This is a genomic window from Clostridium sp. DFI.1.208 (assembly GCF_024463855.1).
Classification (GTDB): domain Bacteria; phylum Bacillota_I; class Bacilli_A; order Erysipelotrichales; family Erysipelotrichaceae; genus Clostridium_AQ.
In genome coordinates, this window is sequence record NZ_JANGCA010000004.1 from 1 (window position 1) to 23,676 (window position 23,676).

Consider the following 23,676-nt stretch of genomic DNA (forward strand, 5'->3'; position numbering starts at 1 on the left):
AGAGTGAGCAGTTCGTAGGAGAGGCAGTGACGGAGAATGTCGTACACATACTGAACTGAGAGGAGGTGTAAAGACATGAAGAAGGCAGCGATCCTGCTCATGATCCTGATGACGATGAGCCTGCAGACAGTGCAGGCAGAGGATGCGAATGAGCATGATGAGAACGGGAGCATCGTGACCGATCTCCCCTATTCCCAGGAGATGGAGGGAGAGATGTACGGCGCACTGTACGGCAATGTGGACAGTGACATCGATATCGATGTACCGGTGGTGGACGATCCGTCGAAGGAAGACCCCAAGGATACGGATACACCGAAGAAGGAAGACCCGATAGCTCCGGAGAAGGACAAGACACCGGGAGATAAGGATAAAGAGACCACCTCCAAGAAAGAGAATGAGATAGGGAAAGGCAAGGAAAACGGCGGGAAGAATGCTTCACTGATGAGTCTGCGACCGAATATCGCAGATGCGAATCAGGAGGTCTATGGGATCCGCAGGGACGGCACCGGAGCAAAGGGCGTCGTGTATTATCGCTGGGAGGAGAAGCAGGAGCATCTGACGATCTATCCGGCACTGATCGAAAAGGCGAAGGAAGAGCAGAAGAACATCGTGATGCGCGTCGTGGACAGAAGCGAAGGGAAGATGCACTACCGATTGCGGATCCTGTATGAGGATGTGAAGGAGCTGAAGGAGGAAGAGCTGCAGTTCGAGTTCGGCGCGAAGTGTGAGCATAAGAAGAGCATGTATCAGATGGCAGGGACGAACGATATCGTGTATCTGTTGCAGTGTGAGCAGGCACAGCTCAAGGTACCGGTGTATATCGGGATCGGAGTACCTGCGAGCTGGGATCACGCATACGGGGTGTATCAGTATTCGGTAGAACAGCGGGATCTGGTCTACATCCGAAAGGACCTGCAGATCGATGAGGAGAACATCATCGAGGTGAGGATGGCACCGGGGAAGGACTATGTGTTTTCACAGCGCAGTCTGCCAGTGGAGGAGAAGAGTCTGAACACGTGGGTGAGCGGACTGGTAGGTGGAAGCCGAAGGGTGGATCAGAAGCTGGCGCTGGGAAGCACGGCGATGTTTGCGGCAGCCGGATTCCTCGGAGTGAGTCTGGTCGGCGGCCTGTATATGAAAAAGAGCGGAAAGGGAAGCAGGGTAAGGAAGAGACGTAAGGAGAGTTGAAGGTATGTGTGTAAGAAGATATGAGGACAACTGGGGAGAGCTGAAGGGGAAGCTGATGGAGAAGGATGTGCTGGAGGTGCTGTCGCTGAGTGCATTCTGCAGGGATGAGCAGGATCTGGAGGAGAAGCTGCGCTACTGTGGGGAAAAGGATATCCGTCTACAGGTGAAGGATGCGCGGATATCCCCGGATGTGTATCTGGACATCCTGTATCTGATGAAGCGAGAGGAACGAAAGAAGCGGGAGGAGCTGAAGAAGGCGCAGTATAAGGGGATCGTGAAGGCATTGGAGAAGAAGAAAGAGGGAGCGGGGAGCTATGGAAGACCGCGTGCGAGTCTGCCGGAGGATTTCAAGGAACAGGTGGAATACTGTCAGAAGAACCATATCCCGCTGGAGACCTACCGCAGAAGGACCTCACTGAAAAAGGCGACCTTCTATAAATATGTGAAGGTGCTGCAGAGCGAGCAGAAGCATACCTTTTAACATAGAATAACAGTCGATTTACAGAAACGTATGCAATCCTGTGAACCGGCTTTTCATTTGCGCCGCTGCACGCAAAGAACACTCGCAGGTACGATGCCTATAGACAAGCCTCTGCCAGCTTATTCTGTAAATATAGAGATAAATATAAAGAAAAAAGCATGGATTCAGTCCTTCGATACTTCATCTTTTATAAAATCAAAATGGTGATAAAATATGCGGATTATACAAATGTCAAGTTTTATGATAAAAAAGTGAAATAAACCGATAAATAAAGCGTTTTTTTGCCTTTTTTGTATTTTAATTATTTTGCTGAAATGATATATTTATACATATATCAGAAGACTGTAATTCCTTGAAAGGGGGATGCTAATGGGCTGGTATCAGAAACAGAAAAAAATATATGAGGCCAGACAGCAGAATCATGAAGTTGATCTGCCGCAGGATGAAGTGGTTCACACAGAACCCAAGAAGGAGGATGTGATTGAAATGGAAGAAAACAAAGACGTGGAGCTGCCTGTAAAGCCACAGGATAGCACTTCTCTGATCGGAGAACATACAGAATTAACGGGAGATGTCAGCACAGACGATGACCTGACAATCTACGGTCGTGTAAAAGGAAACATCAAGTGCAGTAAAAGTATCCAGATTTACGGCAGCGTGGAAGGCGATATCCTATGTCAGGATGCTACGATCATACAGGCTGAGATACATGGAAATATCGAATGCAGAGAGTCATTGAAGATATCACAGGAAAGCACAGTGGAAGGAAATATCACAACGACCGCACTGGAAAACGGCGGTGCTGTTCGAGGAGATATCCATGCAGGAGGTCATATCCGTCTGAGTGAAAAATCACAGGTAAGCGGAGATATCACTGCTGCGTCTATCAGTGTTGATCAGGGTGCAGTTATACAGGGCTGTGTCATGATTGGCATCAAGGAAGCAGACAGTGCAAAAAAGGAAGCATAAAAAATCATTCCTGAAACAGTATGAAGGCTGTCAGGAATTTTTTATATTTAGAGCATACAGACGGACAAGGCATGTGTATGCAAAGGTGGAAAGGGCATTTTGACGATTTCCTGTAAGAAATGCAATGATTAAAAAAATATAAGATATATGTCAAGTTGCACTGGAAAGCTTATCGAAGGCCAGACTTTTCTGTAAAATATGGGTATGTGATGATCCATCCCCAAGATGATCACATGTATCTGGAAAGGAAGAGACTGCCTTGCAGTCCCCAACGTAAAAAGACGGAAATAGTTTATTCCGCCTTTTTTATTATGCCAAAAAGCTTCCTGAAAGCTTGTGTTTACAGCTGCCTTTCCAGATTTAACGCTCCAGCTTGACGATGACCAGTGTCAGCTGTCCGTCTGTATTGGCTACATTGGAATTGTAGTTGACAGTGAACGGTGTTGCCTGCGTCACTTCAATTATGAAATGACTGCTTCCCTCTGCTGTGTTCTGTGGAGAGCCTGTGCGTGAATAAATGCCAAATTCAATATGCGGTGCTCCATTGTAGGCTGGTGTGATCTGCATATAGCCGGCCGTTGTTAAAATCGTACTGACCTCGAGTGAAATCTGATAGAAGCCTGGCTGCAGCAGCAGGGAGGTCGTGGAGGTTGCTGTGATATTCCCTGTTGTATCCGCAATGCTTGGATATAATGCCATTGGCTGAGCATTGACAAAGGCTTTCGCAAAGTCTGCAAAGCTCGCAAAGGACTGTGTTTCGATGCCGCGCGGTCCTGTCGCTCCGGTTGCTCCGGTAGGCCCTGTGCTTCCGGTCGGACCCGTTGGTCCCATCATTCCGTCAGCTCCCGTCGGTCCTGTTGCCCCTCTTAACCCGGTTGGCCCCGTTGGCCCCTGCAGACCTCTGAGTCCCTGCGGCCCGGTTGCTCCGGTGTTTCCGGTAGCTCCGGTTGCGCCATCCGCTCCGGTATTACCAGTTGCCCCGCGCGCTCCGGTAGCTCCAGTTGCCCCCGTCATGCCGGTAGCACCTGTCGCTCCCGTTGGTCCATCTCTTCCATCTAAGCCGGTTGGTCCGATATTTCCTGTCGGCCCGGTCACACCGGGAGCTCCCGTCGGTCCGGTCGGTCCAAGCAAGCCCTGCGGTCCCGGGCTACCGGCTGGTCCCATCGCTCCGGTCGGTCCTGTCGCACCATTTTCCCCGGTGGCACCAGTTGCCCCTGTGATACCAGAGGCCCCGGTATTTCCTGTCGCTCCGGTTGCTCCCCGCGGCCCCGTCGGTCCGGTTGCGCCATCCGCTCCGGTATTTCCGGTAGCACCCGTTGGTCCCGTCGGTCCGGTTACCCCGATGCCTGGTCCAGTCGGCCCCATCGGTCCGGTTGGCCCTGCCGGCCCGCGAAAGCCTCTTGGCCCTCTTGGCCCCGGACAACAGGTATCCGGATAGGGTACACAGCTTGCTTCCTGAAAATTGTCCTCTTGCAATGCATGCTCATCCTCATACGTTGCGAGGTTGTCTGTATAATCATCATAATATTCATCCTGATATGTCATCTTTTCACCTCATCCTGTCGGATTTTAAATACTTCTTTATCCGTTTTATCCTATGTGTGCAGGGACATTCTGCTCATGGCAAATGCCCAGCAGTATATATCGCACAGGAATAAGTGCGAAAAACAGATGTGGCCGCTGAAGAAATGTGTGTCCCTGAGCAGGGGTGTTTGATTCCGCCTCATCAAGCGTGAAGGCAGCATACCCGATGATGATTCATTTCCTTATAGTAAAAGGATACAGAATCTTCTTCATACGAAGCCCTGTATCTTTTCTATTATTCTTTTAACCAGCATCACTCTCTCAGCTTTTTCTCTGCTCTGGCAAGACCGTCTTCATAGCCCTCGATTTTTGTATCCAGCCGCTTCAGGGTTGCCTGCATTTCCTCAAGCCTTTTGCGCAGCAGTGTACGCTGCTCCTTTAAAATCTCCAGCCGTGCCTGAGCAGATGCATCACCCTGCTGAAACAATGCAACATATTCAATCAAAGCTTCAATCGGCAGCCCCGCACCTCGCATGCATTTGATAAACTCAATCCACCCCAAATCCTTTTCACCGTAATCACGGATGCCGCCGGAAGTCCGCGGAACCGCAGGAAGCAGTCCGATTCGTTCATAATAGCGAAGGGTATCTGCGGAAATTTCAAACATACGGCTGACTTCAGCAATCGTCATAATCGTACCTCCTTATCTACTATATCTGAATTCGTATAAATCTGACTATGACGATGTGAATTCCGTCATGTAGAGATATCTATCGGCTTTACTATACCACCTGGAGTATACTCTAAGTCAATACGTTTGTTTAAAGATTATAAAACTTGTGGGAATGTGAGTGCTCACGTTATGACACATATACACTAGCAGCATAGACAGAACCTGTGTTGAATCGTTATGAATCAAAATAAATTAAAATGAGATAAAAAGATTGACATCCTCTTCGCTTACTTCTATAATAAAATTGTAAAAAGGACACAGAAAAGGAGAACATGGAATGAAAACTACTGATCCTAAGAAAAGAGCGCTGCTGGACAGTCTGAAAGACGGTCTGATCGTATCCTGTCAGGTACAGAAGGATGACCCTATCTATACCGATGACATCGTAGTAAAAATGGCGGAGGCTGCCAAATGGGCAGGTGCTGTGGGAATCCGCGCTAACTCTCCCGAGCAGATCAAAGCGATCAAGGACAAGGTCGATTTGCCAATGATCGGTTTATGGAAAATCTGGCATGACGATACAGATGTTTTTATCACACCGACGATGGATGCCGCAAGAGCTGTCTGGGAGGCTGGAGCGGAAATCATTGCGCTGGATTGTACCGCACAGATTACACACGAAAAAACAAAGGCATGGGATTTGATTAAAACAGTGAAGAAGGAAATTCCGGAAGCTATTATTTTTGCGGATGTTTCCAATATGGAAGAGGCAGCACGCGCAGTGGAAAACGGAGCGGATATCGTTGCGCCGACGCTGTATGGATATACAAAGGAAACTGAGCATATCGAGGGTGCGGATTACCGCATGTTTGCGGAAATGTGCCGTACCTTCCGCGAGGATGCATTCGTCATGATGGAGGGACATATCTACACACCGGAGGATGCGATGAAATGTATTTATCTGGGAGCGCATTCCGTTGTCGTAGGAAGTGCCATCACCCGTCCGCATCTGACCGCAAAGCGTTTTGTTGATCTGCTTGGCGGCTATCAGGATAACTGGAGAGAAGCAGAAAAAGCAAAGCACTGATCCCATAGCATAAGAAAGGAAGGCACAGGAGCATGAAAAAGAAAATCAGTATTGACGGCGCGCAGAATGTTGAGGTTTCCAAACCGATTCCGTGCGAGAAATCACCACAGGAACAGCTGGCGATCATGGAGGCATATACACAGGCGCATAAAGCCAGTGCAGGACTGGATAAGGCAGAACGTGAAATACGCTGCCTGCGTACCATTTTCCCAGCTCTGTTTCGGAGCATTGAAGACGATGATCTGCTGGCCGGACGTCTGGATTTTCTGCCGATTGGCTTTGGCAGTGTAACAAGCATCGGTGGTGTCTCTCATTACTGTGTCTTTCATAAGCTTCGCTCGTTCAAGGAACAGCTTGACAGTGCGGAAGAAAAGGCCAGAGTGGATGCCCTGTACGCCTATTGGGAGGAGCATGACACCAAGGCCATCTATTGTGCAGATGTGCTAAATGATGCTACGATTGGTCGCTTTATCGATTGCTCCTACCCCCTGATGGCAACTGCACGCTTATCCGGGATGATGCTGAATTACAAAAAGCTGATGAATCATGGACTGGAGGGGCTCAAGGCGCTGATTCGTTCACAGAAAGCCAATGTCTTTTTAGATAGCTGTGTGGAAAGTCTGGAGCTGCTGCAGGAGGTTATCGATCGCCAGATTGCGCTGGTACGGGAAGCGAAGCAGCATGCTACGCGCAGTCGATTGCAGGATCTGGAGCTGATGGAACGCGATCTGACAGTTATTCGTACACAAAAGCCATCCACCTTTCATCAGGCACTGCAGCTGTTCTGGATTTATGCTTTAGTGGCAGGCGTTATCAATTACGGGCGCATGGATGATGTGCTGGGGCCATATCTGCAGCGAGATCTGGAGGATGGAGTCCTTACAGAGGAGGAAGCCTACCGATATCTGAAATCTCTGTGGAAGATGATTGAAAACCGCCGTACCACCGTCAATGGACGTATTATCGTCGGGGGTGAGGGCAGAGAGCATCCAAAGGAAGGCGATACCTTTGCACGAATCTGTCTGCGTGTCTGCCGGGATACCCGGTATGTGGAGCCGCAGTTTACCCTTCGCTTCAGTAAACATACCCCGGCCGATATTATGGATATGGCATACGACTGCATCGGGTCCGGTGCAACCTATCCGACGCTGTACAACGATGATGTCAATATTGAGGCTGTCATGTATGGAATGCGTGTATCCCGTGAAATAGCGGAGCAGTATGTTCCCTTTGGCTGTGGTGAATTCGTCATTCAGGGAAAAAGCGTCGGAACACCGAATACGCTGTTAAACCTGTTGAAGCTTCTTAATATCACCTTACATGCAGGCATTGATCCAATGGACGGCAAGGCGAAAAACGGCCCGGTAGCCATACCGGAGTGCAGTGCATTTACCACCTTTGATGAATTGTATGATACCTATAAGGAGCTGCTGAATTATTATTTTGACCTCAGCGTGGAAGCGCAGAAGCATTCCTATGAGGTGATGAATCAGGAGGCCTCCTTCCTGTTTACCTCGATTCTGATGGATGATTGTATCTCCCGCGGAAGGGCATTGCTTGACGGCGGTGTACAGATTCTGGGTGGTACCAATGAAACCTATGGAAATATCAATGCCAGTGATGCTCTGTATGCGATTCGTAAGCTGGTATATGAGGATAAGGTATACACACTACAACAGCTCCACGAGGCACAGCTTGCTGATTTTGAGGGCTATGAACAGCTTCGCAGAGATTTGCTGCATGTAGACAAATATGGAAATGACAAGCCGGAATGTGATGCACTTGCCAATGATCTCTATGAATTCGTCGCAAAGGGAATCCGGCAGCGGGGAATCGATGCGGGTCTGGGCTATTATCTGATCGTTATATCCAATAATCAGACCAATACAGATTGGGGGCATCAAACCTTTGCCAGTCTGGATGGACGGAAAACGGGCGTCTTTATGAATCCTGCAAATAATCCGCAGGGCGGTGCTGCAAAGAGCGGACCGACAGCCTGTCTGAATTCCCTAAGCAAATTTCAGGCAAAATATCATGGCGGCAGTGTACAGAATATCAAATTTACACCACGGATGTTCAATGAGGATCGAGATAAAATCCGAATCCTGTTTGATACGTATTTCAAAAAAGGCGGCTGCCAACTGATGGTGACCGTTGTGGATCACGGCGTACTGGAGGACGCGCAAAGGCATCCGGAAAATTATCCGGATCTGATTGTTCGTGTTGCCGGCTACAGTGCTGTCTTCGTGAATCTTACAAGAGATATTCAGGATGAATTGCTAAGCAGGATGCTGTATGATTAACATCACCAATATAGAACGCTTTGCGACACATGATGGTCCGGGAATTCGCACAACACTCTTTCTAAAGGGCTGCCCTCTGTATTGTCCATGGTGTGCCAACCCGGAAACACAGAGTGTGAAGCGTACGATGTTTCATAATGCCATGCGCTGTGTCGCATGTCGGGCATGTGAGCAGGCATGTCCGCATCAGGCGATTACCTTTCAGCAGGGTGTCTTTACGTATCAGGAGGCTCGCTGTCAGCGCTGCGGTGCCTGTGAACGGGCGTGTCTGCAGGATGCCATAGCATTTCAGGGAATAGAAATGGAGCTGGAAGCGATCATGGAGGAGCTGTGTAAGGATCGGGACTATTATGAAAACTCCGGCGGTGGAATCACCTTCAGCGGTGGGGAGCCATTTGTTCAGCAGGACGCTTTGTGGAAGCTGCTTCATGCCTGTAAGCAGGAGGGCTTTCACACTGCTGTGGAAACAACAGGAAATTACGCCAGCGACTTACTGATTCGCATGATGCCGCTGATTGATCTGTTTCTATTTGACTTCAAGCATCCGGATGATGCAGTTTTGCATACGGTAACCGGTGCGGATGGTGCATTGATTAAAGAGAACCTGCGCTATCTTCTCAAGGTGAATCCACAAAAGGTCATCGTCCGTATTCCGGTGATACCGGACTTCAATTATGATAAAGCTACGCTGGAGCATGCATTGCAGTATCTGAAATCCATTGGTGTCCGCGAGGTTCACCTTCTTCCGTATCATACGCTGGGAAAGGTGAAATACGAAAAAATGGGAAAACCGTATACCTTGTCAAAATCGATGCTGCAGAAAGAGGAGCTTGCGTATTATCGGGACTATGCGGAAAAACTCGGTATGCAGGCGAATATCGGCGGATAAAGTAAGGGCAGTGCTGCAGGAACACACTGCATTACGATACGCCGGTAACACTGTCGGAGGAATCCGGCAGTTTTCCATATTGAAATGGGACAGTGGAAAAACTCATAGTTTCCTTCCACAGAAACTTTTGGTATACTGAATACGTAAAATAAAGAAAGAGGGTTAGCTATGTTAGCAGAAACAGCAGTGAAATATTATCATATGGGCTATAACTGTGCGGAAAGTATCATTCGTGCAGGCAATGAGGTATATGGTCTAGATTTGCATGACAGAGATATGATCATGACAGCGGCCTTTGGCGGCGGCTTTCAGATTGGGGATGTGTGTGGAGCATTGTGCGGAGCTGCCTGTGTTGTTTCAGCACGCTATGTGGAAACAAAAGCACACGACTGCGCCTTTCTTCGTACGCTGACGCAGAAGCTTGTCATTGCATTCCAGAATAAAATGGGCTCCCGTTTATGTGCCCAAATCAAGCCGGTGTATCACAGCAAGGAAAAGAAATGTGAACGCACGGTGGAAACTGCTGCAGCGGTTCTGGAAGAGGTCATCCGGGAATGGGATGCAAAGGTCAGCGACATACAGGTATAGGGGAAGAAAAGGCATGGAGCGTTGTATCACCTCCTAGCCGCTATCGTGTATATCAAAATCAGATAATAAAAAGGATCAGGTGCATCTTTTAGCGATATGCTTGATCTTTTTATTTACGATGCTGTCTTACATTTGAGCAGGAATTTGATGTACAGGGAAGCTGTTTGCAATAACAGCCTGTTTCCTGCGCATTTGCCTTGTCTTTTCACAATATTTCGCATATTCTGAGTATAGGAGATGATGCTTATGAAGGAAGGAACCCTTGTATATTACATTGATGAGGGGCAGATTCATGACGGACATGTCATTGATGTAGAGACCAAACAGGATGGCTTTGTGTTCAGTATAGACAGCTATGGAGAATGCGGTGGATTCTGCCGTATTGATTCTGCACAGCTCAACCGCACGGTGTTTGAGGATTACGAGGAAGCGAAAAAGCATACAAAATAGCAAGCAGAGAAAGCGTTTCTTCTATATATTAGAAAGGCAGAGACAGCAGCGTCTATCCCTAAAGCAGCCTGTGTGTTCCAATGCCCTTATCAGGTAAGGATAAGAATGAAACAGCTCGGTGATTAACATATGCTCACTTTTCACTGTGCACATACAAGGAAAGAATTCAGATTACCTGAAGAATAGTCACTGGCCATTGAGGATTGCATGGCAGCGTAAAAGAAAACATTCAACCCTGTGTATATTCACAGCAGTTGAATGTTTTTACTATTCAGCTTTTGCATAAGGACAAGCAGTCATTTTCTGCATGCTTGCTTCAATGCCTGCATTGTTTCATCAAAGGGACAGATCATATTACTTAATCTGCTGATTTGTGCAGCCAGTGTGTACTTTATGGAAAGGGGGATGTCCTCACCCTTTTGAAACGCCGTAAGCTGTTCCTCCTGCACTCCTGCTGCTGCAGCTATAAAGGAAACCGGCAGCTTATACTTCTTCACCAGGACATCCAGCAGTGCCTTGATAATATCGTCATTTTCCACCTTCCATGCAGGAAGGTGGATGAAATTGGATACAAACGAACAGATCAGAGCCAGCTCCTGCTCGGTGTGATCCTCCACATTTACACTGATTCCCATCGCCTGCAAAACATCTTTCATATCCATGCCATTGAGCTCTTCCGCGGTTTGCAGGATGTCAAATAATTCCATAAAATAAGCCTCGCTTTCTAGTGCTTCCGTATGCAGTATGTGCAGGATAAACGGATATATCCAGCAGCTTCTTCTAAATACAGTTATCTACAGTTTAGCGTAATAGACAATGAAAATGAAGCGAAAAATACCATCAGTTTCGTAAGATATGTTAATCGGCGACAGGGAAGGATACGGCCATGCATTAAATAAATGACATCATGTCATCTAAAAAAAGGAGAAACACATATGCCAAAAGTCACAGATAGAGTGGAATAGCTGTGAAGTGGAAAACCGTATAGCAGATTGACAGGGGAATGCTTTAAAGACAATGCTAATATAGTAAGCATCCCTTTTTACGTGAAATAGCAAAAGTTATCATTTATTCGTGGATTTTTTAGGAATTTGACAGCTTCCATACGTATAGAAGGGGGTAAGGAGCCCTTACAGAATGGAGGACATATAAATGTCAAATGCAATGAATCAACTCAACTACCGTAACGATCTATTTTTTAAGTACGCCCTTTCCCGTGAGGATGAAGGCTCCGTGTACGCACGCAACACCATTATTGAACGTGTTACCGGAATCAGGGTAAAGGAAAGCACCGTACTCAATCCCAATCTGGATCCGGGCATCATCGGAAAGAAGCGCATCATTCTGGATGTTCATGTAAAGGATGAACAGAATCATCATTTCAATATTGAGATGCAGACGACCTACAAGGGAATAGCGGAAATGATGCGCTTTGAATTTTATGGCGCAAGAGCATTGAATAATCAGCTGAAAAGCGGTGAATTTTATGACCAACTAAAGCCGGTTTATCAAATCATATTCATCGATGAGTATGCATGGAGCAACAGAAATCTGATCAATCAATATCAGATGCGCAATGAGCAGGGAGAAGAGGAAAGCGGCTATCCGCTCATCCTTCGCACCTTTGTACATATGCCGGTGATCAATGACATCGTAAAGGAGAAGGAAATGCAGAGGTTGAATGACTTTGAACAATTGGTATACCTGTTTGAAAATAATGAAAAAAATGATATACTGAAGTCAAAGGAAAGGCTGGTGAAGGTATTCATGAACAAGTATGAGGAAATGCAGAAGGATGATGAGCTGTGGTCAACGGCTATGGCGATTCAGATGGGAGAAGCACGTTATCGCAACGGCTTGCGTGACAGCTTTGAAGAGGGAAAAGCTGCCGGAAAAATGGAAGGAAAGATAGAAGGTAAGCTGGAAGGAGAGAGGCAGCTCTTACACAAACTTATTGAAATCAAGTATCATGAGGATTGTGCAACATGGCTGCAGGCATTAACGGAGGAACAGATGCATACTGTGTCCACTTTACTTCTGGAATGTGATACCTTTGAGTCAGTCAAAAAACGATTACATAAATCTGACAAGAAATAAGCTGTCTGTGATTTCATAATAAAATACTTAAAAGACAACAGAAAAGCCATCCTGTATAGAAAAGGGATGACTTTTCTTTTTAGGCTCTTCAGTAATCCGCGTTATCTCTGCATACACGGCTGTAGGTGATGTTTTACCATTTACTATGCCGTTTTCTGCAGAAAGGTGTGCTAGTGAATGGCGATCTTGTTTAAGATACACAGTAGTGATTGCTGTGTTTGTATGTTTAAGTTGATAAGGCAATTTATGGAAGCCGTACAGGACGGTTATAAAGTATGGTAAAATAAAAGGTAACAGGATACAAGTTCGATACAAAAATTATGTATACTACAGAAAAGAGAGAGGTGATTGTATGCGGCTTTTGATTGTTGAGGATGAACAAGCCATTGCAGAGGTAATGCTGCTGAATCTGCAAAGAGTCGGCTATGAATGCGATTATGCACAGGATGGGGAGCTTGGCGCAGAGATGGTGGAGAAGCAAAGCTATGATCTTGTACTGCTGGACATCATGCTTCCGAAAGTCAATGGCTATGAGCTGATGGAATATCTGGCACAGCTGCAGATTCCGGTAATTTTTATAACGGCAAAGGGCAGTGTGCAGGATCGTGTAAAGGGATTGCATATGGGAGCGGATGATTATCTGGTAAAGCCATTTGCGGTGGATGAGCTTATAGCAAGAGTCGAAAGCGTGCTGCGCCGCTATCATAAAAGCATGCAGGATATTCATGTGCTGGATGTCACGATTCATACTGCGACCCGTAGTGTGGAAAAGGGGAATCGCATCATCGCGCTGACCAAAAAGGAGTACGAGCTCCTGCTGTACCTTGTTCAAAATAAGAATATTGCATTGTATCGGGATACGATGTATGAAAAGGTTTGGCATGAAGAGGAGTTTGAGCAGACCCGCACGCTGGATTTGCATATTCAGCGGCTGCGCAAGAAGCTGGATTGGCACAGCGTGATTCAGACAGTGTATAAAATCGGCTATATGCTGGAGGTGAACGATGAAGTTCAGCGATAAGCTCACATTGAGCAGTACCGCAGTTATCGCGATTCTGTTTTCCACCGGTGCTACCTTTATGATGGTACAAAACCATGAGCACCTGTTACAATCCTATATATCTCGCAATATGCAGACGCACGATCTGGAATCCTTTTCCCTGGAATCCAAGCTGACACAGGATGCCACATCGAATCTCACCTCCTTTGGCAGCGATGAAAAGGCGATGAGAAACCGCTCCATATATTATCTTCAGCAGGTCGCCAGTCACATGAATCAGCCGCAAACCGTGTATGCTTTGCTGGATTCAGAGCATACCCTTCTGTATACGACCGGAGAAAAAAGGCTGTTTGAGAAGCATTCCTTAAACAAGGCGCAGACCTACCGCATTGTCAACGATAACGATTCCCGTATCATGCTGGTCAGCAGTCAGATTACCGCAGGGAGGTTTACCTACCTTTTGGAAAGCGGCTATGATATCACTTCCTGCTTTCAGGAACGGGACCGGCAGTTTCAAACCTTTTTTCTCACGCTGCTGTGTGTGCTGCTGTTTTCCTTTCTGCTGCTGAAACGACTTTCCGTTTATCTCAGTGGTCCGATTCTAAAGCTGCATGAGGCAAGCAGACGCATCGCATCCGGACATTATGAGGAACGCACCAGCATTCAGAGTGATGATGAAATCGGAGAGCTGAGCCGCAGCTTTGATGAAATGGCGGAAGCAACACAAAAGACGATTCATCAGCTGGCGGTCAACCTTGCGCAGCGGGAAGATTTTATGAGCAACTTCGCGCATGAGATCAAGACGCCGATGACTGCAATTCTCGGCTTTGCGGATACGCTGCGCACATATGATTGTGACGTGGAAACAAGGAAAAAATGCGCTGATTATATATATACAGAGGGAAAACGTCTGGAAACGCTGTCTTACACGCTGATGGATCTTTTATCCTTAAGCGGACGCAAAATTCAGCTGCAGCCGGTCTTGATTTCTGCGCTTGTAAAGCAGCTAAAGCAGTATTATGAGGCTGTATCCACCGCAGGCAGTCTACGCTTTGCTTGTGCTGCCTGTACGGTATATGCAAAGGAGGAGCTGCTGTTCACCGCCCTGCGCAATCTGATTGATAATGCAATCAAGGCAACAAACGGCGATCAAAAGATTCTGTTGAAGGGAGAGCTGTGCGAGAAAGGCTATCGGATGTCGGTAACGGATCATGGAATCGGTATGCGGCAGGAAGATATTGAACAGGCATCCCAGCCGTTTTATATGGCGGATAAATCCAGAGCCCGCAAACAGGGGGGCGCAGGTCTTGGTCTAACGATTGTCAAACGAATCTGCGATTTGCATGGCAGCCCGCTGCAGATCACCAGTAAGCTGCATGAGGGGACTGTTGTCACGATTCTGCTGGAGGTGGCTGACCATGAAAACTAGAACCGCATTCGCATTGTGTCTGGGCGTATGCAGTCTGTCTGTTCTGCTTCCGCTGACAATCTTTCATATTCAGGACAGTGTTGCAGTGGATCAGGATATCGTGTGGCAGTCATCCACAGAGGACATTGCCAGAAACTATCCGGTCGTCTCCAGAGTCTATGCCAATTTCTACCAGCGTGATGAAACCATGCTGGATAATGAAACCTTTCATCTGTCGGACATGAGTGCTTATACAGAAAAGCAGCAGCGTCAGCTGGCAGAGGTAAAAAAGAAATACAGCAGAGAGCTGAATACTTTACTTACGAAGGGAGTCTTTCCCTATGCGCTTCTGGATTTGAAAAAGGCAGAGTCCTTTTCAATCGAATTCGGAACCCTGTCCCATATGAGTGAAAAAAGCGGAGCCTGGCAGCTGAATCAGGTATACCGTCTGAACTCTGACAATGATAATATCGGGGATTTCACCATGGATAAACAGACGGAAAAGATATTGAATCTGGAATTTTACAAGCGTACTGTAAAGCAGTACAGCGAACAGGAGCGCAAGGAATTCGCCTGGCATATGATTCAGTATCTGGGGCTGGATTCCCTGGAGGACTGGACGTATACCCAGTATGGGTATGAATCCTATAAGGCAAAGGTGCAGGTGTATTGCGAGGTGGAGGATTTCGGAGATTCCTCACGATTTTCAATGGGCATCACACCTTTGGGACAGCATACCTCTACGATATTATACAATTATATGAAACACTGAAAACGCTGTAAATTCAGCGTTTTTTCTATTAGGGGCTTGAAGCTGCATCATTTTATAAAGGAACAATAACTGCCCTATCAAATATACAACTGTGATACAACCGCATGCTAAAGTAGCAGCAAGGAGATGATATAATGAAAAAAATATGCATACTGCTATGCTGTATCATACTGCTTGCCGGCTGTGTAAGCAGGAAACAGGATGTAAGCGATAAAGAGGGAGGAGAGCCACAAAAGCAAGGTGCCTTTAACGAGGAGCTGCAGCTAAAGGAATGGTCGCTTCGCTCGCTTAGTCAGGGCGATGGAAATGCACAGGGCTTTTACCGTTTGAAAACGATAGATAACGGCGGCGGTGAGCTGTATTCCAATATTTTATATACCGACTATGAGAACAAAAAAGAAATTTATTTATGCGACAAACCGGAATGTCAACACAGGGATACCTCCTGTACCTCCTATTATGCAGGTCTTGATATGGTTACGCAGCTGCTCGTTCATCACAACCATTTGTATCTGATCGCCAATGAGGACAGCACGGTAAATGAAAAAAACGAGCTTGTTACAATGCCTGCCAGAATCCTGCAAATGGATCTGGATGGGAAAAACCGCAAAGAGCTCATGCAGCTGCCAAGCGGCTATGGCTTCAGCTATGAGAGTATGGCAGTGGCCGGGGATGTTTTGTATGCTCCAATCGAGAAAACAGAGAATGTGAGTACAGGACAGGGAGAAATGAGCTCTGCCGTACAGGTTGTCCGTGAAAAAAAGCTGTATGCGATACAGCTGAACAGCGGCAAACGAAAGGCGGTTGCGGATATGAAAAACAAGAGCATTCTGGGATGTATGGGACGCTCTCTCATCGTCAATGCCTACCGCTATAAGGAAGACCCCGATCAGCTGCTGGATAAAGGGGATTTTGAAGGCTATGAGCGGGTGTCACAGCAGGCAGAGATTGCCTATGAGCGTATCAATGTGGATAGTGGAAGGGTGGAGAAAAGCTTTCCTACAGCTGCGGATGTGCTGGGTATCTTCGTAAATGACAGTATTTACTATACAGATAACAGCGGTATGCTGAAGCAGCTGAATATGAAGGATGGGAAAACACATGATCGCAAGCAGCTGGAGAATCCCATGTCCACGCTGATGTTTGGAGAGGATAACCATCTGTACCTGTATATGGGAGAAAAGGAATATGTATATTCATTACAGGATGATCGTCTGACACCGTTTACGCTGACACTGTCGGATACACAGGAGCCGATTCGCCTGCTTGGTGAAACAAAGGATATGTATTATGTCATCTATGATCAAACTGGAGAGGTAAAGAAAACATGGGCCGGTACGGATCAGTATGAGGCAAGCAGTTACGCTTATGGACTGATGAAAAAGAAGGATTACTGGAACAGCAAAGCGAACTACACACCGGTGGATGTCATAGCGAAGGGGGAGTAGGCAAATGCTGGAAATAAAAAATGTAAGTAAATCCTATGCGGATAAACGGGTGCTGCATCATATTGATTTGCGTCTATCGCATGGAATCTATGCGCTGCTTGGACCCAACGGTGCCGGGAAATCAACATTGATGAATATCCTGTGCAATCAGCTGAAATGTGAGGAAGGCAGTGTTTTGTATAACGATAAGGATATCCGTGAGCAAAAGCAGGCATATTATGAGTTGCTCGGATATGCTCCGCAGCAGCAGGGTCTGTATGATGAATTTAGCGGAGAACGGTTTCTAACGTATATGGCTTTGTTGAAAAATATCAGTAAGTCACAGATACAAAAGGAGGTTGCGCGTGTTGCACAGCTTGTGAATATGCAGCAGCACCTCAAGCAGCGCTGTGGTGCATATTCCGGTGGCATGAAACAGCGTATACTGGTAGCTCAGGCATTGCTGGGGAATCCGGAAATTCTGCTGTTCGATGAACCGACAGCAGGCCTGGATCCAAAGGAGCGGGTGTCTTTACGCCGTGTATTTGATTCCCTGAAGAAGGAGCATACCTTGTTGATAGCGACACATGTTGTAAGCGATGTGGAATCCATAGCAGATGAGGTAATTTTTTTAAAGCAGGGAAGGCTGATGGCACAGGGTGGTGTGGATGAGCTGCTGCTTCACCATCCGGGTATTGCTTCACTGGAGGAATTGTATCTGCATATGTTTGCCGAGGAAGCAGCATGTTGAAAAATCTGTATGCAATGGAGCTGTATAAGCTGTGGAGAAGTAAAAGATTTCTGCTGTTTCTTTTGCTGCTGCTGTTGTGCAACATCGGCTTTCTCTCCTACGAAACCTGGGGACAGAATAAGGTTGAAACAGCAGCCTATCAGAAAGTATCCACGCATTTACAAGCCCTGTCCAGTGATGCACGCTACACATATCTGCAGGAACACGCATATCAGGTGGAGCTGGCCTTTGCCCGTGAGCAAATCCGCAATCTGAAGACGCAGCACGATCCGCAGGCGGAGGCGCGTATTGCGGCGTTGCGTGATCAGTACCCTGCGCTTGAGCAAAACGGTGGTACACCACCTTTGTATACCGGTGATCTGGAAGCGGAAACGGCCTTTTTAAAACCGATCTTAGAACAGGCAGCTACGGTGAAGGGCTATGCAAATTTTCTAACGGAGGTTGAACAGAAGGCAAAAACGATCTCTTCGATTTCCATATTTGCAAGGGAGGACAGCTTCTCCAGTCGTAATATACAAAAAAGCAAAGAGGACTATGCGGCAATGCATTCGGTTTCCATTGACTTTCAGCTGCAGGATGCACTGCTGCGAGCACTGTCTTATCCCGTAACCGCTGTTCTTGTCATGCTTGCAATATTTCTGTATGCAACGATGGTCTATCAGCAGGAGAGTCAGCGTAAGCTGCAGCCGATGCTTTATGGAACCCTGCGCGGCCGGCATACCTATATAAATACGAAGATGGTTGCGATTGCTGTATCCTCTGCGGTGATTGTCTGCTTGTTTTATGGCGGTAATCTTCTATTGATGGAGCTTGCATATGGGGGGATTCGCCTATCTGCATCACTGCAATCTCTTGCGGCCTTTCAGCAGTCGATACTGCCCATCAGCATCCTACAGTTCCTTCTACTGTTTTTCTTTCTGAAGATAGGCACCTGTATGATATTCGCTCAGGCGATGTTGCTGCTCTGTACCATTTTCAAGCATCGGGTTATCAGCTATCTCAGCATGATTGCCTGCATTCTGCTTTCCTTCGCCATGCATATATTCCTGTCGCCAACCGGTCCTTTCCGTGTGCTGTATTATCTGAATCCGGTTCGTTTGTTTCAGGTTGTCGAGCTGCTGCAGGGCTATGTGAATTTCAATGTGCTTCAACATCCGGTATCACTTTCCATGCTTTACAGCATATTGCTTCTGGCTGTGGCTGTGCTTTTGTTTGTGCTGCTGCATAGCATGGTGGAAAAAGCTGCGCACAGCTACCAGCTTCCGGTGTGGATCCGGCGTCTGCATATGCCGGTTATACGCAATCTGTGGGCACAGGAATGCTACAAGCTTTTCTGGGTACAAAAAATAGCGCTCGTCCTGCTGGTCTTTGCCGGATTTCAGTTGTACAGCTATTCACATATGCAGGTGTATACAAGTGAAGAGGAACGGCTGTGGTCCTCCTATATGCAGACACTGCAGGGGGAAGTGACAAAAGAGAAGGAAGCGTTTCTTCAGAAGGAAAAGACCTATTTTGCGGATTTACACAAGCAGGAGGAGCGTCTGGTAAAGCGTCTTGAGCGAAGGGAAATCAGTATGGCGCAATATCGCCGACAGGTGGAGCCGATTTCCAATATGCTGTTGAAGGAGGAAACCTTCCAGCAGGTGCTGCAGGAATATGAATATGTAAAGCAGGATTCCCATCGGCAATTTGTCATTCCCTTTGGCTATCGGCGGCAGTTCTTTTCATCGGATCGCTGGAGTATGCTGATCTTTCTCTTCCTGTTTCTGCTAAGCATTGCAAATCTGCAATGTATAGAGTATCGCAATAAACGGCAGATTTTATTAAAGACCTGCGTACATGCCAAAAAGGCACTGGTAAACAGAAAGCTGATCCTCGCCTTTCTGTGCGGTGTTTCTCTGCTTATCATGGCACGTCTTCCACAGCTGCTGGTCTATGCAAAAACCTATGGTTTTCCATGCAGCACTGCATCGATTACATCCCTGCAGGAATTTGCCCAGCTGCCGGGAGGTATCAGTATCGCATGCTTTATGATTGGTGCAGCCCTGCTCCGACTTTTTGCCCTGCTTCCGGTAATCATGTTCTGCTTCATGGTTTCCGTCCGTGTCCGTCAGCAGCTATTCACGCTGTTATCGGCTCTTCTGATATTTCTGCTTCCTTTGCTGTTGTCAGCTGCAGGAATTCATATTCTGGATGCTGTGAGTCTGTATCCGCTGCTGTTTAATGAAAGCTGTATGACATCTGTTTCCGGTATGTGGAATCTGTTGTTCTCCATACTTGGCTATTCTGTATATACCATACTATGCTATCGGCTTGCTCTTTTATTTGATAAACAGGTCTAAGAAAAAAACACTTCCTTTATTCTGCATACAGCAGAGGGAAGTGTTTTCTTTTACGTTTTTACTATTGATTTGCCGCAGTATCATCCAGGCGCTTCACGCTCAGTGTAACGGTGACGCCTGTGCTCAGTGTCAGAGTCAAAGCGATAGCCGCACTGACGGCCATGTCGATTACATCACCGGCTGATAAGGTTTCAATCACACTGCCGGAATAGATGGATTCCGTTGCGATTGCCAGCAGATGGCGTTCTTCTGTACTTGGAATAGATACCCCGTTGCGTCGCACGCTCAGTGTAACTGCCGCTCCCAGTGAAGCGGAGGCATTGAACATATAGTTGATTTCATAAACACCGCTGGTAACAATTGTTAAAGCATCTGCCGGTGTAAGGTCAACATTGGAGGCAGGCATATCTACAGGAAGAGGCAGCTGTTGCTCGGCACCGATCAACAGACTCAAGGTTTGTGCGGTATCATTGTACTTTCCACCGTATGCCAAAAGTGTTCCACCGCCGCCAGGTCCGGTATCTCCGCGTGGAATGGTGAAGGTAAGCTCTATACCATCCGGTGTATCTACGGAGGTAACCTCAGCTTCTGTTCCCGGTTCGGATGTTGTAGTTGGACCAATGGTTACGACTGGTGTTGGTCCTGTTGGTCCGATATCTCCCTGTGCACCGGTTTCACCAGTTGGTCCGGTCGGCCCGATTTCTCCGTCAGCGCCTGTAGGACCTGTAGCTCCTATGGCACCATCGGCACCTGTAGCTCCGGTGGCACCTGTGGCCCCGGTAATTCCCGTAGCACCGATTGGTCCGGCAGGCCCTGTAGGTCCGGTTTCCCCAGTAGCGCCTGTGGCCCCGGTGTTTCCGGTAGCGCCGATTGGTCCGGCAGGCCCTGTAGGCCCGGTTTCCCCAGTAGCGCCAGTAGCCCCTGTGGCCCCAGTAATTCCGGTAGCACCGATTGGTCCGGCAGGCCCTGTAGGTCCGGTATCACCAGTAACGCCTGTGGCACCTGTGGCCCCAGTAATTCCGGTAGCACCGGTTGGTCCGGCAGGTCCGGCAGGTCCGGTTGGCCCTGTTGCACCATTCTCACCAGTCGCTCCGATTGCCCCAGTCGGTCCGGTATTTCCATTAGCGCCCGTCGGTCCTGTAGCCCCAATTGGCCCTGTGGCTCCGGTAATCCCCGTAGCGCCTGTCGGTCCTGTCGGTCCTGTCGGCCCGGTAGCTCCAACTCCAGGCCCAGTCGGTCCCGTGGCTCCTGTAGCACCGGTATCCCCGCGTGGAATGACGAAATCCAATACATGATTTGGTCCTCCGCTGTCATGTACCTGAGCAGGTGTTCCTGGATCAGCAGTTGTCGTCGAACGTATGGTTATTGTTTCCGATAACCCGGTAGCGCCTGTGGCTCCGCTTGCGCCCTGTGCTCCTGTAGCTCCGGTGGCACCTGTTTCTCCCGCCGGACCTCTGAATCCTCGCGGACCGCGCGGCCCCGGACAGCAGCATACGTCATAGTCGCAATCGCAGGATGAAGAACTGCACTCATTGCAGCAGTTTTTGTCATCAAATTCATACTCATCATAATGCATATCGTTCACCTCAATTTTTTTAATTCATTTTAGTATATGGCAGAGATTTAGAATGGGGCATGATATTGACCCTGTTCCAATGAAAAGATGGCTGATTCGTTTGCATATTTAAGTATCCGGCAATCAGCAGAGAAGCCGATTGTCCGGTATTGTGAAAAGGATAGCTGGTCGAAGCTGCATCAGTTGATCAGGATATAGCGATCCCTGCGCTGGCATAGCCGGCGATTGTATTGACAAGGCTCAAGCCGGCAGCTGTAGCGGTGAATACAAGCAGCAGTCTTGTCTGGTTCGTAACTGCGATTGACAGTCCTGTTGTTGTACCCGAGGATATGGTTCCGATAGCGATTACCCCGCTGATCGCAGGAGCTAGTGCCACCGTAGCCCCAGGCACAGCCGTAAAGGAGTTGTTTGGTGCTGTAGATTGGTAAAGTGTTGCTGTGATTGTTACAGTAGAGCCAACCAGTGACAAAGCAGCGGTGGTTGAGAAGAAAGCAGAAATCGAAGTTATGGTACCTGCTCTTGGCATAGAAAATGCAAAGTTTGTCAGCGTACCAGCAGCATTGGTAAGGTCTATGATGCCGCCAACAATACTGACGCCTGGTGCAGAGCTGCCGAAGCCGACAAAGCCCGGTGTACCGACCAGTCCTCCTGCAATCGTTGTCAGGGATAATGGAATGCCAGAGCTGTAAGGAATAATTGCAGAGCTTCCTGCTAGTCCGGTCGCTCCGGTTGCACCTGTAGCCCCGGTTAAGCCCGTGCTTCCTGTGGGACCTGTTGCACCCGCAGGGCCAATAATACCATCAGCTCCTGTAGCCCCAGTGGCCCCTGTCGGTCCAGTCGCCCCATCCGCTCCGGTGTTTCCGGTAGCTCCAGTTGGCCCGGTAGCTCCTGTCAACCCTGTACTTCCTGTCGCACCTGTCGGTCCGGTAGGTCCATCAGCGCCATCAGGTCCTGTATTTCCGGTTGCTCCAGTTGGCCCGGTTGCACCATCAGCCCCGGTGTTTCCCATGGCCCCCGTCGGTCCTGTGGCTCCGGTTAATCCCGTGTTTCCCGTTGCCCCGGTCGCTCCGGCAGGCCCGATTGCACCATCAGCCCCAGTGTTTCCAGTAGCGCCCGTTGGTCCTGTTACGCCATCAGCCCCAGTATTCCCGGTAGCCCCCGTCGGTCCTGTTATTCCTGTGCTTCCGGTTGGTCCAGTTCCTCCGGTAGCTCCAGTGCTGCCTACTGGTCCAGTAGCTCCCATAGGTCCGATTGCACCATCGGCTCCGGTATTTCCAGTAGCGCCCGTTGGTCCCGTAGTCCCGGTTGCACCGATGCTTCCTGTTGCACCAGTTGGTCCTGTCGCACCAGTATTTCCCGTTGGTCCGCTAACGCCGTTGGCTCCGGTGTTACCCATCGGTCCGGTTGGTCCAGTCACACCATTAGCACCGGTATTACCTGTAGCCCCTGTTACGCCACTCGCTCCTGTCGCCCCAGTCGCTCCGGCAGGTCCGACAGGGCCTGTATTCCCCGTAGGCCCAGTGGCACCAGTATTGCCAGTCGGCCCGGTAGGTCCTGCAGGAATTGTGAACAGCAAAGAAGCACCGGAAGGTGAAAATGTCTCATCGACACTGGCTTGTGTTCCAGGATCACCGGTTATAGTTCCGGCAACGGTAATAACCGGGGTCACTCCGGTAGCTCCCGTGTTTCCACTCGCACCGGTATTTCCTGTCGGCCCAGTCGGTCCCGTCGGTCCAGTAGCACCGGTACTGCCGGTATTTCCAGTTGCACCAGTCGGGCCTGTTGGCCCCGTAGCGCCTACACCTGGACCGGTCGCCCCAGTCGCCCCCGTCGGTCCGCTTGGTCCTGTCGCTCCTCGAAATCCCCGTGGTCCTCGTGGTCCCTGGCAACAGCTGTTACAGTCAAAGTCGCAGGATGAGGAATCCTCGCTACAGCACTCATCGTTGTAATTATAATCATCGTAATGCATATTGCTCACCTCGCTTTCTAATACGTTATACAATATGCTGATAAAGAAAAGCAGACATCGACAATCCCCCAGATATCTAAAAATATTTAATTCTCGCAAACAAAGCAAACGCAGCGGACATATATGTTGACATAGATGATATCAATGCTGAATTTTTGAAGGAAGCAGGGATTTGCTATGCA

At 48.2% G+C, this 23,676-nt stretch carries 20 protein-coding genes; 15 read left to right on the forward strand and 5 right to left on the reverse strand.

Features of this window, described 5'->3' with window-relative positions:
• Nucleotides 1-75 precede the first annotated feature (75 nt).
• The 3 genes from NE665_RS03005 (at nt 76) to NE665_RS03015 (ending at nt 2,638) form a co-directional block, all read left to right on the forward strand.
• Entirely contained in the window at nt 76-1,188 is a 1,113-nt protein-coding gene (locus NE665_RS03005) for a hypothetical protein (RefSeq protein ID WP_256302454.1), read from the forward strand.
• Nucleotides 1,189-1,192: 4 nt separating this feature from the next.
• Nucleotides 1,193-1,669, forward strand: coding sequence for a hypothetical protein (locus tag NE665_RS03010; protein ID WP_256302455.1), 477 nt, complete (start codon nt 1,193-1,195; stop codon nt 1,667-1,669).
• A gap of 369 nt (nt 1,670-2,038) precedes the next feature.
• Entirely contained in the window at nt 2,039-2,638 is a 600-nt protein-coding gene (locus tag NE665_RS03015) for a polymer-forming cytoskeletal protein (RefSeq protein ID WP_117443457.1), read from the forward strand.
• Between the two features lie 360 nt (nt 2,639-2,998).
• Here NE665_RS03015 and NE665_RS24735 read toward each other — a convergent pair whose 3' ends face one another.
• Both NE665_RS24735 and NE665_RS03025 read right to left on the reverse strand, forming a co-directional pair.
• On the reverse strand, nt 2,999-4,183 hold the full coding sequence (locus tag NE665_RS24735; protein ID WP_117443458.1) for a collagen-like protein: 1,185 nt from the start codon (nt 4,181-4,183) through the stop codon (nt 2,999-3,001).
• A gap of 292 nt (nt 4,184-4,475) precedes the next feature.
• Nucleotides 4,476-4,853 carry a MerR family transcriptional regulator gene (locus tag NE665_RS03025; RefSeq protein WP_117443459.1) on the reverse strand — a complete coding sequence of 126 codons (378 nt, stop codon included), beginning with the start codon at nt 4,851-4,853 and terminating at the stop codon, nt 4,476-4,478.
• Between the two features lie 319 nt (nt 4,854-5,172).
• Between NE665_RS03025 and NE665_RS03030 the strand changes: the two genes are divergently transcribed.
• The 5 genes from NE665_RS03030 to NE665_RS03050 all read left to right on the forward strand — a co-directional run bounded on the left by NE665_RS03030 (nt 5,173) and on the right by NE665_RS03050 (nt 10,152).
• Entirely contained in the window at nt 5,173-5,922 is a 750-nt protein-coding gene (locus NE665_RS03030) for an N-acetylmannosamine-6-phosphate 2-epimerase (protein WP_117443460.1), read from the forward strand.
• Between the two features lie 32 nt (nt 5,923-5,954).
• Nucleotides 5,955-8,225, forward strand: coding sequence for a pyruvate formate lyase family protein (locus NE665_RS03035; RefSeq protein WP_117443461.1), 2,271 nt, complete (start codon nt 5,955-5,957; stop codon nt 8,223-8,225).
• Nucleotides 8,218-9,114: a glycyl-radical enzyme activating protein gene (locus tag NE665_RS03040; protein ID WP_117443462.1), complete on the forward strand. Its 897-nt coding sequence runs from the start codon at nt 8,218-8,220 to the stop codon at nt 9,112-9,114. Before NE665_RS03035 ends, NE665_RS03040 begins: the two co-directional genes overlap by 8 nt.
• Nucleotides 9,115-9,282: 168 nt before the next feature.
• Complete coding sequence (locus NE665_RS03045) at nt 9,283-9,702, forward strand: C-GCAxxG-C-C family (seleno)protein (protein WP_117443463.1); 420 nt, start codon at nt 9,283-9,285, stop codon at nt 9,700-9,702.
• A 246-nt stretch (nt 9,703-9,948) separates the two neighbouring features.
• Nucleotides 9,949-10,152: a hypothetical protein gene (locus NE665_RS03050; RefSeq protein ID WP_117443464.1), complete on the forward strand. Its 204-nt coding sequence runs from the start codon at nt 9,949-9,951 to the stop codon at nt 10,150-10,152.
• Between the two features lie 296 nt (nt 10,153-10,448).
• Here the strand turns inward: NE665_RS03050 and NE665_RS03055 are convergent, their stop codons facing one another.
• On the reverse strand, nt 10,449-10,859 hold the full coding sequence (locus tag NE665_RS03055; protein WP_117443465.1) for an HTH domain-containing protein: 411 nt from the start codon (nt 10,857-10,859) through the stop codon (nt 10,449-10,451).
• A 445-nt stretch (nt 10,860-11,304) separates the two neighbouring features.
• Between NE665_RS03055 and NE665_RS03060 the strand changes: the two genes are divergently transcribed.
• The 7 genes from NE665_RS03060 (at nt 11,305) to NE665_RS03090 (ending at nt 19,949) form a co-directional block, all read left to right on the forward strand.
• The gene (locus NE665_RS03060; protein WP_238135067.1) at nt 11,305-12,249 is read left to right on the forward strand and encodes an Rpn family recombination-promoting nuclease/putative transposase; all 945 of its coding nucleotides are present in this window, start codon (nt 11,305-11,307) and stop codon (nt 12,247-12,249) included.
• Between the two features lie 352 nt (nt 12,250-12,601).
• Nucleotides 12,602-13,270 (forward strand): response regulator transcription factor, encoded by a 669-nt coding sequence (locus NE665_RS03065; RefSeq protein WP_117443466.1) that lies wholly within the window; start codon nt 12,602-12,604, stop codon nt 13,268-13,270.
• Nucleotides 13,254-14,678, forward strand: coding sequence for a HAMP domain-containing sensor histidine kinase (locus NE665_RS03070; RefSeq protein WP_233104551.1), 1,425 nt, complete (start codon nt 13,254-13,256; stop codon nt 14,676-14,678). The genes NE665_RS03065 and NE665_RS03070 overlap by 17 nt, the downstream gene beginning before the upstream one ends.
• Nucleotides 14,668-15,429: a hypothetical protein gene (locus tag NE665_RS03075; RefSeq protein WP_117443468.1), complete on the forward strand. Its 762-nt coding sequence runs from the start codon at nt 14,668-14,670 to the stop codon at nt 15,427-15,429. Before NE665_RS03070 ends, NE665_RS03075 begins: the two co-directional genes overlap by 11 nt.
• Before the next feature lie 134 nt (nt 15,430-15,563).
• The gene (locus NE665_RS03080; protein WP_117443469.1) at nt 15,564-16,877 is read left to right on the forward strand and encodes a hypothetical protein; all 1,314 of its coding nucleotides are present in this window, start codon (nt 15,564-15,566) and stop codon (nt 16,875-16,877) included.
• 4 nt (nt 16,878-16,881) lie between these two features.
• Nucleotides 16,882-17,607: an ATP-binding cassette domain-containing protein gene (locus NE665_RS03085; RefSeq protein ID WP_117443470.1), complete on the forward strand. Its 726-nt coding sequence runs from the start codon at nt 16,882-16,884 to the stop codon at nt 17,605-17,607.
• On the forward strand, nt 17,601-19,949 hold the full coding sequence (locus tag NE665_RS03090) for a hypothetical protein (RefSeq protein WP_178760003.1): 2,349 nt from the start codon (nt 17,601-17,603) through the stop codon (nt 19,947-19,949). Before NE665_RS03085 ends, NE665_RS03090 begins: the two co-directional genes overlap by 7 nt.
• Before the next feature lie 61 nt (nt 19,950-20,010).
• On the opposite strand, the gene NE665_RS24740 is transcribed toward NE665_RS03090, so the two are convergent.
• Together NE665_RS24740 and NE665_RS03105 are read right to left on the reverse strand one after the other, a co-directional pair.
• Entirely contained in the window at nt 20,011-21,525 is a 1,515-nt protein-coding gene (locus tag NE665_RS24740; protein WP_117443472.1) for a collagen-like protein, read from the reverse strand.
• A 187-nt stretch (nt 21,526-21,712) separates the two neighbouring features.
• On the reverse strand, nt 21,713-23,494 hold the full coding sequence (locus NE665_RS03105) for an exosporium glycoprotein BclB-related protein (RefSeq protein ID WP_117443473.1): 1,782 nt from the start codon (nt 23,492-23,494) through the stop codon (nt 21,713-21,715).
• Nucleotides 23,495-23,676 lie beyond the last annotated feature (182 nt).